We start from the raw sequence: 14,101 nt of genomic DNA, 5'->3' as shown, positions 1-14,101 counted from the left end.
AGGTTGTGATTTCAATAGCAGGTTCTTGTAACACCGGCGGGATATGGCAAAATTCATCACAACGATAACAGTCCGCAGCGGGGGGACCGCTGCGGACTGTAGGATATGACAATAGATTATTTAGGCTGGTAGGGAGCCACACCACACACCTCGGGGAAGTACACCTGATACCAGATGAGGAAGGACAGCACGGTGTACAGCTTGCGGTGGGTGCGCTTCTGGCCGGAGTAGTGCTGCTCCAGCAGGTCCAGCAGGTACTTCTGGTCGAAGAACTCGGCCACATAGTCCTGGTTGATGAGGTCCTTGGCCCAGTTGTAGTACTTCTCCTCCTTGAGCCAGGCGATGAAGGGGACAGGGAAGCCCACCTTGGGACGCTTGATCCAGTCGTCGGGAAGCATGGGCACGGCGGCCTGACGCAGGGGGAACTTGGTGGTGGACTTGCCACGCATCTTCTGGTTGCTGGGGATGGAGCGGGCCACCTTCCACACCTCCCGGTCCAGATAGGGCACCCGCAGCTCCAGGGAGTTGGCCATGGTCATCCGGTCGGCCTTGCGCAGAATGTCCAGGGGCTGCCACAGGTGCAGGTCCAGATACTGCATCTTGGTCAGGTCGTCGGCGTCCTTCACCTGGGCAAAATAGGGGGCGGTGATGTCCTTCCAGGTGCGGCTGCTGCGGTAGGCGGGGGTGAGAACCTGCTCCACCTCGTCGTTGTCAAAGATGAAGGCCTGACCCACAAAGGTGTCCTCCACAGGCTTGGCGGCCTTGGTCAGGAAGCCCTGACCGTGGAAGGGGGGCAGCTTGGACACCACACCTGCCACTGCCTTACGGATGGGGAGGGGCAGCTTGCGGTAGGCCCGGTAGGGCTTGGTGGTGTGGTAGGTGATGTAGCCGCCAAACAGCTCGTCGGAGCCCTCACCGGACAGAACCACCTTCACGTCCTGAGCTGCCAGCTTGGACAAAAAGTACAGGGGCACGGTGGACAGGTTGGCGTTGGGCTCGTCGGCGTAGTACTGGATGGTGGGGAGAATGTCGAAGAACTCCTCGGCGGTGATGGTCTTGGAGATGTTCTTCAGGCCCAGCTCCTCACACAGGGCTTTAGCCTCGCTGGTCTCGTCGAAGCCCTTGTTGGCAAAGCCCACGGAGTAGGTCTTGTCCGGGTGGGACAGGGCGGTGATGACGCTGGAGTCAATGCCGCCGGAGAGGAAGGCACCCACCTCCACGTCACTGATCTGGTGGGCCTCCACCGACTCGGTGACCACCTCTCGAATCTCCTGGGCGTGCTCTTCCAGGCTCTTGGAGTCGGGCTCAAAGGAGAAGGTGTAGTAGGCGCTCATGTCCAGCTTGCCGTCCCGGTAGGTGAAGTGATGGCCGGGAAGCAGACGGAACACGCCCTTAAAGAAGGACTCGTCCAGAGCGGAGTACTGGAAGGTGAGGTAGAACTTCAATGCCTCCCGGTTCAGCTCCTTTTTGAAGTCGGGGTGGGGGAGAAAGCTCTTGAGCTCCGAGCCGAAGAAGAAGGTGTCCCCCATGGGGGCGTAGTAGAAGGGCTTGATGCCGAAGGGGTCACGAGCGCCGTACAGAGTCTTGGTCTGGGTGTCCCAGATGACAAAGGCGAACATACCACGCAGCTTCCCGGTGACCTCAGCGCCCCACTCCATGTAGCCGTGGAGCACTACCTCGGTGTCGGAGGTGGTCTGGAAGGTGTGGCCCAGCTCCTGGAGCTGGGTGCGCAGGGTCTGGAAGTTATAAACTTCTCCGTTATAGGCCAAAATATAACGCCCGTCGGGGCTGGTCATGGGCTGGTGGCCGTGAGCCAGGTCAATGATGGACAGGCGGCGGTGGGCGATGGCGCAGTGGTCATCGGTATAGTAGCCCTCCTCGTCGGGGCCACGGTGAATAATGGAATCGCCCATGGCGTGAAGGGCAGTGACATCAGGGGTAGAGCGGGAGAGAAATCCGGTAAAACCGCACATAGAGTCATCCTCCAGAAGTGTTTTGAAAATTCAGACTAAAGCATACATCTTATATAGAAAAAAGTCAACCGTTCCCCGCAAGAATGCGGTTGAAATCCCAGAGGGAGGCATGGTAGAATACAACGAATAGACAAAATGGAAAGCAGGAGATCACCATGAGTTGGTCAAAAGTGCGATGGCAAGAAAAACTGTGTGGGATACTGGCCCTGGCGTGTCTGGTGGGGACAGTGGCGGCGGCGCTCCAACTCCAACAGGGGAGCGTGGCAGATCGCGTGTGGGTGGCGGTGTGTCTGGTGCTCATGGCAGCCCTGGGCGGATTGCTGCTGAAAAAAGAGAATGTTCCAATCAACCAGATTCTGGTTCTACTTCTCCCTCTGGCGGCGGCTATGCTGGTGCGGTGCCTGCTGTTGGACCACGAGAGCGACGATTACCTCACCTTCCTCAGTCAGTGGTACGACGTGATCCGGGAGGGCGGCGGCTTGGGAGCTATTTCTCAACCCGTAGGCAATTACAATGTGCCGTACCTCTACTTTATTGCCTTGATTTCCTATCTGAATATCCCAGACCTGTACCTGTACAAGCTGTTCTCCATCTTCCTGGATGTGATTCTGGCCTGGGGCGGCCTGCGCCTGGTGCGGGTACTCACCAAAGAGAAGGAAAATACCATACTGCCCCAGATCGCCTTTGGTGTGCTGCTCTTTGTGCCCACGGTGGTGCTCAACGGCAGCTACTGGGCCCAGTGTGACGCCATCTACGGGGCCCTGGTGGTCCATGCGGTGGCCTGCGTGCTGGAGGGCAAGAACAAGTGGTCCCTGGTATGGCTGGCGGTGGCCTTCTCTTTCAAGCTCCAGACGGTGTTTATCATGCCTCTGTGGGGTGTGCTGTGGCTGGCGGGCCGGGTGAAGTTCCGGGAGCTGTTTGTGTTCCCTGGGGTGTATGTTCTCACGGCAATTCCAGCCCTGCTGCTGGGCAAGCCCTGGAAGGACATTTTGTCCGTCTACTTGGGGCAGATGGGGGAGTATGACCGGCTGACGCTGAATGCTCCTTCCGTCTATCAGTTCTTGCCCGCCCACGCCGCCTATGACCCTGCGTTTCTATCCCAGATGGGCATCATTGCCGCTATGATTCTGGCCTTTGCCATGCTGTTCATCGGAGCGTGGAAGGGGAAAAAGCTGGACAACCAGATGGCCATGGTAGTAGCTATGGTGCTGGTGGTGGGGATTCCGTTTTTGCTGCCTCACATGCACGAGCGGTATTTCTATCTGGCCGACGTGCTGGCGGTGTGCTGGGCGGTGAGCAACTGGCGGCATATTCCGGCGGCGGTGCTGGTGTGCGGCTCTTCTCTGGCCAGCTACAGCGTCTATTTGCGCCTAAAGTACAACTACATTTTATACATTTCGGGGGATTACCTGGTGATGTTCTGGGAGGCGGCTGCTATGGCTGCGGCTTTGATCTTCTGTATCGTCCACCTGGTCATCCTGTGCGTGAAAAAAGGAGAAACCACATGAAATTTGTCTCATGGAACGTCAACGGCCTGCGGGCCTGTCTGAAAAAAGGATTTGAGGAATCGGTGCTGGGGCTGGATGCGGACTTCATCTGTCTCCAGGAGACCAAGATGGAGCAGGGCCAGGCCCATGTAGACCTGCCCGGCTACGAGGAGTTCTGGAACTCGGCAGAGAAGAAGGGGTATTCCGGTACCGCCATTTTCACCCGCCATAAGCCGCTCTCGGTGCGCTATGGCATGGGGGTGGAGCCCCACGACCACGAGGGGCGGCTCATCACCCTGGAGTACCCGGAGTTCTACCTGGTCAACTGCTATACCCCCAACGCCCAGAACGAACTGGCCCGTATCGACTACCGGATGGAGTGGGAGCGGGACCTGCGGGCTTATCTCATGGAATTGGACAAGACCAAGCCGGTGATCTACTGCGGAGACCTGAACGTGGCCCACAAGGAGATCGACCTGAAAAACCCCGGGCCCAACCGGGGCAAGGCAGGCTTTTCCGACCAGGAGCGGGAGCAGTTTGGACTGCTGCTGGACAGCGGGTTTGTGGATACCTTCCGGTATTTGTACCCGGACCTCACCGGGGCGTATTCTTGGTGGAGCTACCGCTTCAATGCCCGGGCCAACAATGCGGGGTGGCGGATTGACTACTTTGTGGTGTCTCAGCGGTTGGCGGAGAAGGTACAGGGGGCATTCATCCACCCCGATATTTACGGCAGCGACCACTGCCCGGTGTCGCTGGATCTGGAAATTTAAAAATTTACCAATTCTGAAGAAACTGGCATAGAGAAATCCTTTGCGCTGGGCACACTATGGTTGGACCAAAGTAAAGGAGGACATGTGCGATGAAGATGAGTATGATGATTCCCGTGGCAGGATTGAGCATGTTGGCGGGCGGTGTGATGGGCATGGCTCTGAGCCCCAAGAAGAAGACCAAGATGCAGAAGACGGTGAGCAAGGCGGCCAAGGTGGCCGGCGACGCCATGGAGAACCTGTCTGGGGCATTGAAGATGTAAGAGAAAGCGGCAGCGTAGGAGAGGGGAGAGGTCCCTTCTCCTGCGCTGTACACATATGACACGTTGAGGATGTGATGTAATATGCCGATGAGCGGGATTGAACAGCCGGAGTTTATCCAAATTGATGAGACGCTCCGTCTACATAGGTATACCGATGATTGCACCTTTGCGCTGAAGTGGTATCAGGATGAACATACGTTGTGGCTGGTGGACGGGAAGACGACTCCATATACCATGGAGAAAGTATATCAGATGTACCACTACTTGCAGGCTCGTGGCGAGGTGTACTTTATTGAATACAATCCCTGTGGCAATGGGTTTGTACCAATTGGAGATGTTCCCTTTTGGAGGGAGGACATGCCCATTGTGATTGGAGAGCCCGGTTTACGAGGGCATGGGATTGGAAAGAAGGTGATCTTGGCCCTGGTAGACCGGGCAAAGCGCCTGGGATTTTCGTCCCTGGAGGTAGCGGAAATCTATGAGTATAATGTGGGCTCTCGGAAGATGTTTGAAACATGCGGCTTTATGCCCATCGAGAAAACTCCAAATGGATGGCGGTATCGACGCTTATTGTGATTTGTACGAACCATATTACAGGGGGAGATATGAAAGTATCGATTACCGATCCGGAGGAAAAGCGAGAAGAGCGGAAGTGTTCACCCCTGTCCAGCCCACTCGGCGCAGGCCAGGGACTGGAAGTGTCAGTCAGATCAACGACCATCTCTGGGAGGGGAGATACTCCCCCGTGTGGCCAGATGGCAAGAAACGTCCCCGAAATGTCTACGCCCCGACCGAAGAGGAGTGCGAGGAGAAGCTGGAAGAGCTCATCCGGGAGATGAATGCAGAGATTGAAGCTCTCAGTGATGAGGTCAGGGCGGAGTTTAGGAAGGCAGGGGTGGTGAGAGAAAACCGGGAAGACTGTGCTACGTCAAAGCACAGTTTTCCCGGTTTACAGAGTGTAGATCTGCTCTACTATTTTCTTTAGAAAATCTTTCGCTCGGGGGACAGCATACCGTTTTCCATGCGTAAAACTTGGTCGTATCGCGCCAATATCTTAGGATCAGATTTGTGAGTCACAGCAATGCAGGTTATGCCTTTTAGGCTCAGAATGCTATCTTCAATTTTAGCTGCATTCTCGGCATCAAGGGCGGATGTGGCTTCGTCCACTAAAAGCAAGGATTTTCTGTGTAGCAGAGCCCGAGCTATGGCAATACGCTGCCGTTCGCCACCAGAGAAGCGTGCACCATTTTCTGAGACGTTTGTCTCTAGCCCCTCCGGCAAGTCGGCCACTACTTCATCCAACCCGGCCGCATAGACGGCCTCCTGCACTTGGGCGTCGGTGTAATCGCCGTGCAGGGTGATATTGTTGCGGATGGTGTCATCAAACAAAAACACATTTTGATGAATGACTGCACAGTCGCACTGCATATCCGCTTGGCCGTCCACTAGGATGTTGCCGTCGAAGTCGTTATAGTATCCGGCGAGCAGCTTTAACAAGGTGCTTTTTCCGCTGCCGCTTTTCCCAATGATGGCATACTTTTTACCCTGTTCAAACTGGGCGCTAGCATGGGCCAGCACAGGGGTATCTGAATAAGAAAAGGTCACATTGTCCAAAACGAGACTCCGTTTGACCTCAGACATGGGGGCAGAGGCATCAGAGATGTTTAACAGGGTCAGCATCTGGTTCACAATGGGCTGGGTAGACTTCAGCTGTGTAATCTGTCCCGAAATTTCAAAGGCGGGGGACACCACCATGCTAGTCAAATTTACCACAGCTAAGATATTGCCCAGAGAAATCAGACCGCGCACCGCGAAAATGCCTGCTAGCAACATAATGAATAGTTGCACTATTACCGAGGAAAAATTGGCAACGCTATACACCATGGCGTTGGTTGCGGTCATCTTCAACTTGCTGCTTTCCATGGCGTCGGCCTGATCTTGGCAGATTGCTTCGTTTTGTAGCTCAGCATGGTACGTTTTTAGCACCTCGTAGCCGGTCAGTGCATCCTTTACTTTGCCGGTATAATCGGTGGTTTTCTTTACAACCGTCTCTTGACAGTGAGCCATTTTTTTGCCGAACAGCTGGGGCAGCAGCGTTGGAATGCACATGGACACGATGGAGATTATGGCTACCATGGGATTGATAGTGAACAGCAACACCACCGCCATCACAATGCTAAAGGCCGACTCGAAAATCTTGATACTATTTTTCAGATAGTTTTCCTCAAAAGTTCCCACGGACTGGGTCAGCAGAGTCAGGTTTACAGCGCTATTACAGTTTTGATAGGTATCCATAGGTTGGTGTAGCATGCCATGGAACAAAGAGTTTTTCAGCTTCAGCATGATCTTTTTTATCCAAAGGCCCTGGAGATACATAGATGAAAATACTACAATCCCCACAAACACGGCAAACACAACACAAAGGATTGCAATGCTGGCGATCGGACTGGTGTCGCCGGTAAAAATAATCTCGTTAATTGTGTCAATGATCCAGCTGATCATCAGGGCCACCATTGCTTGCGCCGCCGTGTGCAGGACAGTCATCACTACCATGACGGTGGTAAGCAGCTTGTTTTTCTGAAAAATATAGCCTCTCATGGTCATTTCTCCTCGTTGTCAGGATGGTTCTCGTCCATGTTGGATATGTCGTGAGAATGGCCGGTCTCATCAACCCAATTTATATGATACTGCACAGACTTTTTCCCCTCAAAACAGAGGCTGAGAGATATGGAGATTTTCTCCTCCCTCTTCGGGGCAGAATTGTTGAAAACATCCGGTTTCGGCATAATAGAGAGCCTCCTCTTCGGCAGTTGAAGTTCATTGTAGAAACGGCGAATGCGAGGGTGGGCCCTGTTTGAGCCACACCCCCACATTCGTTACAGGGTGTAGGTTGCAGTTCTGTTGCTACTTTCGACTTGAAATTATGTGGATGATAGAAATACATTCACAATAAGCAGGGCTATTAGAACTTGACGATAATATGAATCTCGATCTTTACGCAAGGTCTCATCACTATGACCTCCCTTCGCAACCTCGAGACATATTTTACCTCGTAGCCCAAAAAAGACCATAACGAACCATGTATATGATAAACATACACGATTCGTTATGAACATATAACATCATTTGTTAAGTCGTGCCCTTTTACAAGTCGAGGCCAAGACGATCGAAGGCAAAGCGTTGAATCGACTGAAGGTATATGGTTTGTTTTGTTAATGCTGTATAGGCTGCCAACGTCTTCAAAATATCAGCGCACTCCTTTTTGCGGTCCGTAAGGCAGTAAATTTCTGCTCGAGTCAATTCGATCATAACCAAGAAACTATGTTCATTGTTTCTCAAACTTAGAGCTTCTGCCTCATCGATGTATTGTAGCGCATCTTGGTACATCTTCATTTTTGCCAAAATGGCGCCCAGATTTCTTACTACATTGATTTTGGCCCGTTCGTAACTAACCACATCACTTTCATGTCTTTTGAGTGAAGCATATAGGCGTTCACCCAGGCGCAAAGCCTCCATGTTGCGGTCCATGCCTGCATAAATGGCGACTATGATATGGAGCAGATCCACCTCTAAGATAGTCAGCACAGAGCTGGGGAAGTTTTCGTAGTCGAAGTTGGGGCGGGTTAGGGACAGCGCCTTTTGGGCTAGCTCCAAGGTTTCTTCGAAAGGATAGTTCTCTGGGTCCGTGTCGTGGCATTGTAGCCGTAACGTGGCCTCTACCAACCAGCAAAGTTGTCGACTCCGAGTATCGTCAGGGCAGTCTTGTTGTAGAAGTTTTAGTTCATCCCAAGCCCGATCCACATTCTCCTCGTCCGCCAGATTGATAACTGTCTGGGCTCTTTCCTCAAAATCCTGCTGCTTCTCACTGCGGTAGTACACGTTGCAAATTTGGTACAGCCCAGTTCCCAGTTTTTCTAGTAATGCTTCTAATACAGGTTGAGAAGGAATTTGGTTCCCATTCTCAATGCGCGAGATAGATACTGTGGAACAGATTCCCTCAGCTAGATCCTCCTGGGAAAGTCTCTTTTGCTTGCGTAGTTCTCTCAGGGTATCTCCCAATGAATTTTTATGCATGGATGTGACCTCTCGTTTCCGGGTAGCTGTACCCAATATTCCAAGTATAGTATAGCATATTGCCTATGAAAAAAGCAAAGCGGGAAAATGGTGGTGTTTGAGCACATTTTGAAATTTGTAATATTCCTGTTAATGACTCTGGGAGGGTAGATCCTTCACCACCGGTGGGAGGGTCGGAACTGGAATACGACAGGGCTTTATGAGGCGGTTCGTAGCCGCCTCTCAAAATCCTGCGCCACAGAAAACAAAAGAAGGGCACTCCTTATAAAAAGAAGCCCCCTTCCTGTGGTCAAAAAATAAAACCTGTCTGTGGTATTTATGTTGTCAACCTGAAAAACGTAAAAATTACCCCAAAATTCAGGCACAAATCAAAAGAAAAATCCGCTGTTTTCGAGAAAAAACAGCGGATTTTTGGTCCGAGTGACAGGATTTGAACCTATGGCCCACAGAGTTGACACTCTGAGGGCCATAAGGCGGCTGATTTCCATGCAAGAGGCCGCAGGTTCAACAAAATCAAGCAAAACAAAAAACACCGCCGACATCTCGTCAGCGGTGTTTTTTGGTCCGAGTGACAGGATTTGAACCTGCGGCCTCTTGGACCCGAACCAAGCGCGATACCAAGCTTCGCCACACCCGGATAATTTTTTAGGGCACATAACAGGGAAGAGGGAAAAGAAAAATCGCCGCAAGCGCCTCGACACTTGCGGCGATATGGAGGCGCCACCCAGATTTGAACTGGGGCATCAGGATTTTGCAGACCCTTGCCTTACCACTTGGCTATGGCGCCAGAGACACTTTTATAATATGCACCCTCCACTTAAAATAGAAGTGGAAGATCCGCTTCTATTTTAAGTGGAGCGAGTGACGAGGCTCGAACTCGCTACCTCCACCTTGGCAAGGTGGCGCTCTACCAGATGAGCTACACTCGCAAATGGTGCCTCCGGCCGGAATCGAACCAGCGACACGTGGATTTTCAGTCCACTGCTCTACCAACTGAGCTACAGAGGCATAAAAGTGGCGACGCGGAAGGGACTTGAACCCTCGACCTCCGGCGTGACAGGCCGGCGTTCTAACCAACTGAACTACCGCGCCACATGTGTTGACATTCCAACTAGAATGTCTTGGTGGGAACAACAGGGCTCGAACCTGTGACCCCTTGCTTGTAAGGCAAGTGCTCTCCCAGCTGAGCTATGCTCCCCAGTGCTTGCGCCTTGCTCGGCGCTGTCGCTCGTCAGACGACGTTGGTTATTATAGCAAGCACTGGGGGAAATGTCAACACCTTTTTTCAAGTTTTTTTGAAAATTATGAAGTTGCCTCCAAAAGTAACTGTTTTAACTCATCTTCTGAGAAATGATAAACTTTATCGCAGAATTGGCAGGTGAGTTCGGCGCTGCCTTGGTCCTGCATCAGAGATTCCAACTCATGTTTTCCCATGCTGATGAGAGCCCGAGACACCCGTTCCCGGGAGCACTGGCAGCGGTATTCCACCGGGGTAGTCTCCAACACTTCCAGCTCAAACTCACCCAGCACCTCGTGGAGCAGATCCAGAGGGCTGATGCCTTGGTCCAGCTTGGCGCTGACGGCGCCCACCTTGGCAATGCCACGCTCCACAGCGGAGATGACCTCGTCGGTGGCACCGGGGAGCAGTTGGATGAGATAGCCCCCAGCGGCCTGTACCGTCTGGTCAGGAGCCACCAGGACCCCCAAAGCGCAGGCCGTGGGAATCTGCTCGCTCTCCATAAAGTAGGCGGCGATGTCCTCGGCGATCTCACCGCCCACCAGTTGGACAGAGCCTACGTAGGGCTCCCGCATACCGATATCTTTGATAACGGTGAGTTCTCCGTCACAGCCCACGGCAGCGCCCACGTCCAGCTTGGCGTGGGCCTTGCGAGGTACATCCACCGCAGGATTGGTGACATAGCCCCGGACGTTGCCGGTGCTGTCTGATACGGCGGTGAGGCTGCCCAGAGGGCCGCCGCCGCGGATGCGGAGGGTCACAGAGCCGTCCTCATTTTTCAACATATTGCCCATCATGGACGCGCCCATGAGCAGACGGCCCAGGGCGGCAGTGGCCACCGGCCAGGTGTCATGAATGGCACGGGCCCGCTCCACCAAATCCGTGGCGGACAGGGCAGTGGCTTTGATGGGGGCGTCTTTGGCAATGACACGTACAAGTTGATCCATAAATTTTTATTGTTCCTTTCGTGCTGCAAAGAAAATGCGCCGATCCTCCTCTTTGGGAGGGCACATTTTTAGATTGCTGTATTGCTTGATGGAGGAGAAGCCAGCTTGGGTGAGAAAGTCGGTGAGTTCCTGAGGGGTATAGGCGTACTCCTCATGGTATTCACTCTCCCGATTCCATGCCCCGTCCGGCCGCAGGGTGAACAGGTCGATGCCGTAGCCGCAGACGCGCCGCCGGGGCTCGTAGTCGGCCCGCCATACACACATCAGGCTTTCGTCCTCGTCCAGATAGGTCTGTCCGTCCGCCTCCTCCAGGGCCAACGGAGTTTTTGCGTCAAAGAGAAAGAGCCCGCCGGGATTGAGGTTGCGATACACCTGGGCGAAGGCCCGGCGCAGCCTCTGGGGGCGGGTGACATAGTTGACGCTGTCCAGGCAGCAGATGACGGCATCCACTGGTTCCAGCAAGGTGAATTTGGCCATATCCTGGCACAGAAAAAGAACCTCCTGGTCTTGACACTTCTGTGCCGCTACGCACAGCATGTCCGCTGAGATGTCTACAGCAGTCATCTGGTAGCCTCGGGATGCCAAGATGGAGGTGAGAGAGCCGGTGCCGCAGGCCAACTCCGCCACCGAGCGAACGGGATGCTTCAGACGGCGGAAATGCCGCTCCACATAGTCCGCCCAGTGGGAATAGCCCACGTCTCCGGTGAGACGGTCATAGTATTCCGCCAGAGAGGTATATTGCTCCATACAATCACTTTAGACGGGGAAGGACAGTTTTATACCCATCTGCGCCGTACTGGAGTGCGCGGTTGACCCGGCTGATGGTAGCGCTGGATGCGCCAGTGCGCTCCAAAATATCATTGTAAATCATACCGCTGTCCAACAGCACAGCCACTTCCAGACGTTGTGCCATGGCCCGCAGCTCCGCCACGGTGCACAGGTCCTGAAAGAAAGCCCGACATTCCTCTGGAGAGGAGAGAGACAAAATGGCTTGGTACAGCATCTCTGCATTCTCAGAGTTGTTTTTCTGCATAGTGCAGCCTCCATTTCTTTAATAGTAGGTGCTGGTGTAATTGCGTATCTATCATACCATTGCGCTTCAAGAAAGTAAAGAGGTAAAAGAATGAAGCCGGATAAAATCTATCAGAGTGGCGGAAAAGGCTTGCGTCCTGGGGAATATAATATTATAATAGTCACATAATGCGTTGCGGATAAGGCAAATCCATTTACATGGTTGCGAATCCCGCACTGCGGAGGTAATTATGGTTAAAGCAATCGTAGGTGCCAACTGGGGCGACGAAGGAAAGGGCAAGATCACCGACATGCTGGCGGAGACCTCGGACGTGGTCATCCGGTTCCAGGGCGGTGCCAACGCTGGTCATACCATTATCAATGACTACGGTCGGTTTGCGCTTCACATTCTGCCCTCCGGCATTTTTTATCCCCATGTCACCAACATCATTGGCAACGGCGTTGCCCTGGATGTGGTGAAGCTGGTGGAGGAGCTCAAGTCCATCACCGATCAGGGCGTGCCTGCTCCCAAGCTGATCATTTCGGAGCGGGCCCAGCTGCTCATGCCCTACCACGTGCTCCAGGACAGCTACGAGGAGGAGCGTCTGGGCGGAAAGGCCTTTGGCTCCACCAAGAGCGGCATTGCTCCCTTCTATTCCGACAAATATGCCAAGATTGGCATTCAGGTGTGCGATCTCTTTGACGAGGATCGGCTGCGCGACCGCCTGACTCGGGCCGTGGAGCTGAAGAATGTGATGTTCCAGCACCTGTACCACAAGCCTGCTCTGGACGTGGAGGCGCTGTTCCAGCAGCTGCTGGAGTGCCGGGAGATGATCCGTCCCTATGTTGGGGATGCGGTGACCTTTGTCCACGAGGCCCTGGCCCAGGGCAAGACCATCCTGCTGGAGGGTCAGCTGGGCTCTATGAAGGACCCTGATCTGGGCATCTTCCCCATGACCACCTCTTCTCACACCCTGGCTGGCTTTGGCTGCGTGGGCGCTGCCGTGCCTCCCACCGCCATCAAGGATGTCATCTGCGTCACCAAGTCCTATTCTTCCTCTGTGGGTTCCAACACCGAGCCCTTTGTCAGTGAAGTCACCGGGGAAGAGGGCGACGAGCTGCGCCGCCGTGGCGGTGATAAGGGTGAGTTCGGCGCCACCACCGGCCGTCCCCGCCGTGTGGGCTGGTTCGACGCTGTAGCCACCAAGTACGGCTGTATGGTTCAGGGTGCCACCCAGGTGGCTCTGACCTGTCTGGACGTGCTGGGCTATCTGGATGAGATCAAGGTGTGCGTGGGCTATGAGATCGACGGCCAGGTCACTGACCGATTCCCCACCACCCCCAGTCTGATGCGGGCCAAGCCTGTGTTTGAGACCCTGCCCGGTTGGAAGAGCGACGTGCGTGGTATCACTGACTTTGAGGCCCTGCCGGAGCAGGCCAAGAACTACGTGAAGTTCCTGGAATCCCACATCGGTGTGCCCATCACCATTGTCTCCACTGGCCCCAAGCGCCACGAGATTGCTCTGCGTCAGCCCCAATAAAACCCAGAGCCCCCTTGCCGCAACCTTGAGTGGCAAGGGGGCTTTTGCACCCTTTTTCCCGGTGGTCATACAATGGGAATGGAAGAAGGGAGAATCTCTCTGTTCTTGTTCCCATCAACCATCGGGAGGTATTGATCTATGGCTGAATTGATTGAGCCCGGCCCCATCTGCGATACCGCTGGTATTCGAGAGGCCGTGTGCATTCACACCAGAAAAATTTACGACAGCTGTCGCGATAAGGACTGCGTGGAAGATCTGCGCCTTTACCCCACAGCCAGTTCCCAGGCTGTCATTGATCGGGCCATCAGCCTGAAGGCTGGAAAGGCCGAGCTGCTATACGCCTACATTGACGTGGAGCCCATGGGATTCCACCGGGGATTCTACACCGTGGACGTCCGCTACTTTTACCGTGTGACGGCGGACGCCTTCGTGGGGGCATCCCGCCCGGTGTCTGTGTGTGGACTGGCGGTGTTTGACAAGCGGGCCATCCTCTTTGGCAGCGAGGGCTCGGCCAAAGTGTTCTCCTCCAACGCCTCCATGGGCAGCTTGGACACCCAGGCGCTGGAGAATAGCAACCTGCCTGTGGCGGTAGTGGAGACGGTTGCGATCAACTGGGCAGGTAAAAAATGGCGAAAATTTTCCTGCAAGGAAACAAATTCAAAAAAAGTTTGGAAAATCTATTGATATTTGGGTTTGATAAAGTTATGATACATATAGAGCCCTTCTGAGTGTGGGAATCCATACATAGGGAAGGGAAATACTTGGCGTTCCGGGATAGGCGGGGGAGACCCTGGCTAG

At 53.8% G+C, this 14,101-nt stretch carries 14 protein-coding genes and 6 tRNA genes; 7 read left to right on the top strand and 13 right to left on the bottom strand.

Annotated elements, in window-relative coordinates; translation table 11 throughout:
* Positions 1-116: 116 nt before the first annotated feature.
* Positions 117-1,973 (bottom strand): asparagine synthase (glutamine-hydrolyzing), encoded by a 1,857-nt coding sequence (asnB, locus tag B5F22_RS01435; protein WP_087389996.1) that lies wholly within the window; start codon positions 1,971-1,973, stop codon positions 117-119.
* A 155-nt stretch (positions 1,974-2,128) separates the two neighbouring features.
* Between asnB and B5F22_RS01430 the strand changes: the two genes are divergently transcribed.
* The 5 genes from B5F22_RS01430 to B5F22_RS12405 all read left to right on the top strand — a co-directional run bounded on the left by B5F22_RS01430 (position 2,129) and on the right by B5F22_RS12405 (position 5,478).
* Complete coding sequence (locus tag B5F22_RS01430) at positions 2,129-3,481, top strand: conjugal transfer protein TraL (protein ID WP_143482145.1); 1,353 nt, start codon at positions 2,129-2,131, stop codon at positions 3,479-3,481.
* A complete protein-coding gene (locus B5F22_RS01425; protein ID WP_087389990.1) occupies positions 3,478-4,233 on the top strand; it encodes an exodeoxyribonuclease III in 756 nt (251 codons plus the stop codon). Before B5F22_RS01430 ends, B5F22_RS01425 begins: the two co-directional genes overlap by 4 nt.
* Before the next feature lie 89 nt (positions 4,234-4,322).
* Positions 4,323-4,493 carry a hypothetical protein gene (locus B5F22_RS12195; protein ID WP_158096569.1) on the top strand — a complete coding sequence of 57 codons (171 nt, stop codon included), beginning with the start codon at positions 4,323-4,325 and terminating at the stop codon, positions 4,491-4,493.
* 87 nt (positions 4,494-4,580) lie between these two features.
* A complete protein-coding gene (locus B5F22_RS01420) occupies positions 4,581-5,069 on the top strand; it encodes a GNAT family N-acetyltransferase (RefSeq protein ID WP_204210476.1) in 489 nt (162 codons plus the stop codon).
* Positions 5,041-5,478: a hypothetical protein gene (locus tag B5F22_RS12405; RefSeq protein ID WP_204210474.1), complete on the top strand. Its 438-nt coding sequence runs from the start codon at positions 5,041-5,043 to the stop codon at positions 5,476-5,478. The genes B5F22_RS01420 and B5F22_RS12405 overlap by 29 nt, the downstream gene beginning before the upstream one ends.
* Here B5F22_RS12405 and B5F22_RS01410 read toward each other — a convergent pair.
* The 12 genes from B5F22_RS01410 to B5F22_RS01355 all read right to left on the bottom strand — a co-directional run bounded on the left by B5F22_RS01410 (position 5,475) and on the right by B5F22_RS01355 (position 11,784).
* Complete coding sequence (locus tag B5F22_RS01410; RefSeq protein ID WP_158096568.1) at positions 5,475-7,091, bottom strand: ABC transporter ATP-binding protein; 1,617 nt, start codon at positions 7,089-7,091, stop codon at positions 5,475-5,477. The genes B5F22_RS12405 and B5F22_RS01410 overlap by 4 nt on opposite strands.
* 2 nt (positions 7,092-7,093) lie before the next feature.
* Positions 7,094-7,279 carry a hypothetical protein gene (locus B5F22_RS01405; RefSeq protein ID WP_087229604.1) on the bottom strand — a complete coding sequence of 62 codons (186 nt, stop codon included), beginning with the start codon at positions 7,277-7,279 and terminating at the stop codon, positions 7,094-7,096.
* Between the two features lie 358 nt (positions 7,280-7,637).
* On the bottom strand, positions 7,638-8,552 hold the full coding sequence (locus tag B5F22_RS01400) for a helix-turn-helix transcriptional regulator (protein WP_158096567.1): 915 nt from the start codon (positions 8,550-8,552) through the stop codon (positions 7,638-7,640).
* Between the two features lie 575 nt (positions 8,553-9,127).
* Positions 9,128-9,204, bottom strand: a tRNA-Pro gene (locus B5F22_RS01395).
* Positions 9,205-9,279: 75 nt separating this feature from the next.
* Positions 9,280-9,354 (bottom strand) — tRNA-Cys (locus tag B5F22_RS01390).
* Positions 9,355-9,420: 66 nt separating this feature from the next.
* Positions 9,421-9,496: transfer RNA gene (locus tag B5F22_RS01385), tRNA-Gly, on the bottom strand.
* Between the two features lie 3 nt (positions 9,497-9,499).
* A tRNA-Phe gene (locus B5F22_RS01380) sits at positions 9,500-9,575 on the bottom strand.
* 7 nt (positions 9,576-9,582) lie between these two features.
* Positions 9,583-9,659 (bottom strand) — tRNA-Asp (locus B5F22_RS01375).
* Positions 9,660-9,689: 30 nt separating this feature from the next.
* Positions 9,690-9,765: transfer RNA gene (locus B5F22_RS01370), tRNA-Val, on the bottom strand.
* A gap of 104 nt (positions 9,766-9,869) precedes the next feature.
* A complete protein-coding gene (gene hslO, locus B5F22_RS01365; protein WP_087389980.1) occupies positions 9,870-10,751 on the bottom strand; it encodes an Hsp33 family molecular chaperone HslO in 882 nt (293 codons plus the stop codon).
* A gap of 6 nt (positions 10,752-10,757) precedes the next feature.
* Positions 10,758-11,498 (bottom strand): class I SAM-dependent methyltransferase, encoded by a 741-nt coding sequence (locus B5F22_RS01360; RefSeq protein WP_087389977.1) that lies wholly within the window; start codon positions 11,496-11,498, stop codon positions 10,758-10,760.
* A gap of 4 nt (positions 11,499-11,502) precedes the next feature.
* Positions 11,503-11,784, bottom strand: a complete 282-nt coding sequence (locus B5F22_RS01355) for a YerC/YecD family TrpR-related protein (RefSeq protein ID WP_087229615.1) — start codon at positions 11,782-11,784, stop codon at positions 11,503-11,505.
* Between the two features lie 229 nt (positions 11,785-12,013).
* Here B5F22_RS01355 and B5F22_RS01350 point away from each other — a divergent pair, with 229 nt between their 5' ends.
* Complete coding sequence (locus B5F22_RS01350) at positions 12,014-13,303, top strand: adenylosuccinate synthase (RefSeq protein ID WP_087389974.1); 1,290 nt, start codon at positions 12,014-12,016, stop codon at positions 13,301-13,303.
* A 138-nt stretch (positions 13,304-13,441) separates the two neighbouring features.
* Entirely contained in the window at positions 13,442-13,987 is a 546-nt protein-coding gene (locus B5F22_RS01345; RefSeq protein ID WP_242954866.1) for a hypothetical protein, read from the top strand.
* Positions 13,988-14,101: the final 114 nt, after the last annotated feature.

The sequence above is a fragment of the Pseudoflavonifractor sp. An187 genome (assembly GCF_002160275.1).
GTDB classification, from domain to species: Bacteria; Bacillota; Clostridia; order Oscillospirales; family Oscillospiraceae; genus Enterenecus; species Enterenecus faecium.
Note: the sequence above shows the minus strand (reverse complement) of the source record. Positions and strands in the feature narration are given on the sequence as shown.

Excerpts from the sequence above, each read along its gene's own strand:
- B5F22_RS01355 (WP_087229615.1), bottom strand. The coding sequence starts at position 11,784 with ATGCAGAAAAACAACTCTGAGAATGCAGAGATGCTGTACCAAGCCATT.
- B5F22_RS01430 (WP_143482145.1), top strand. The coding sequence starts at position 2,129 with ATGAGTTGGTCAAAAGTGCGATGGCAAGAAAAACTGTGTGGGATACTG.
- asnB (WP_087389996.1), bottom strand. The coding sequence starts at position 1,973 with ATGTGCGGTTTTACCGGATTTCTCTCCCGCTCTACCCCTGATGTCACT.
- hslO (WP_087389980.1), bottom strand. The coding sequence starts at position 10,751 with ATGGATCAACTTGTACGTGTCATTGCCAAAGACGCCCCCATCAAAGCC.
- B5F22_RS01420 (WP_204210476.1), top strand. The coding sequence starts at position 4,581 with ATGAGCGGGATTGAACAGCCGGAGTTTATCCAAATTGATGAGACGCTC.
- B5F22_RS01405 (WP_087229604.1), bottom strand. The coding sequence starts at position 7,279 with ATGCCGAAACCGGATGTTTTCAACAATTCTGCCCCGAAGAGGGAGGAG.
- B5F22_RS01410 (WP_158096568.1), bottom strand. The coding sequence starts at position 7,091 with ATGAGAGGCTATATTTTTCAGAAAAACAAGCTGCTTACCACCGTCATG.
- B5F22_RS01350 (WP_087389974.1), top strand. The coding sequence starts at position 12,014 with ATGGTTAAAGCAATCGTAGGTGCCAACTGGGGCGACGAAGGAAAGGGC.
- B5F22_RS01360 (WP_087389977.1), bottom strand. The coding sequence starts at position 11,498 with ATGGAGCAATATACCTCTCTGGCGGAATACTATGACCGTCTCACCGGA.
- B5F22_RS12405 (WP_204210474.1), top strand. The coding sequence starts at position 5,041 with ATGGATGGCGGTATCGACGCTTATTGTGATTTGTACGAACCATATTAC.
- B5F22_RS12195 (WP_158096569.1), top strand. The coding sequence starts at position 4,323 with ATGAAGATGAGTATGATGATTCCCGTGGCAGGATTGAGCATGTTGGCG.
- B5F22_RS01425 (WP_087389990.1), top strand. The coding sequence starts at position 3,478 with ATGAAATTTGTCTCATGGAACGTCAACGGCCTGCGGGCCTGTCTGAAA.
- B5F22_RS01345 (WP_242954866.1), top strand. The coding sequence starts at position 13,442 with ATGGCTGAATTGATTGAGCCCGGCCCCATCTGCGATACCGCTGGTATT.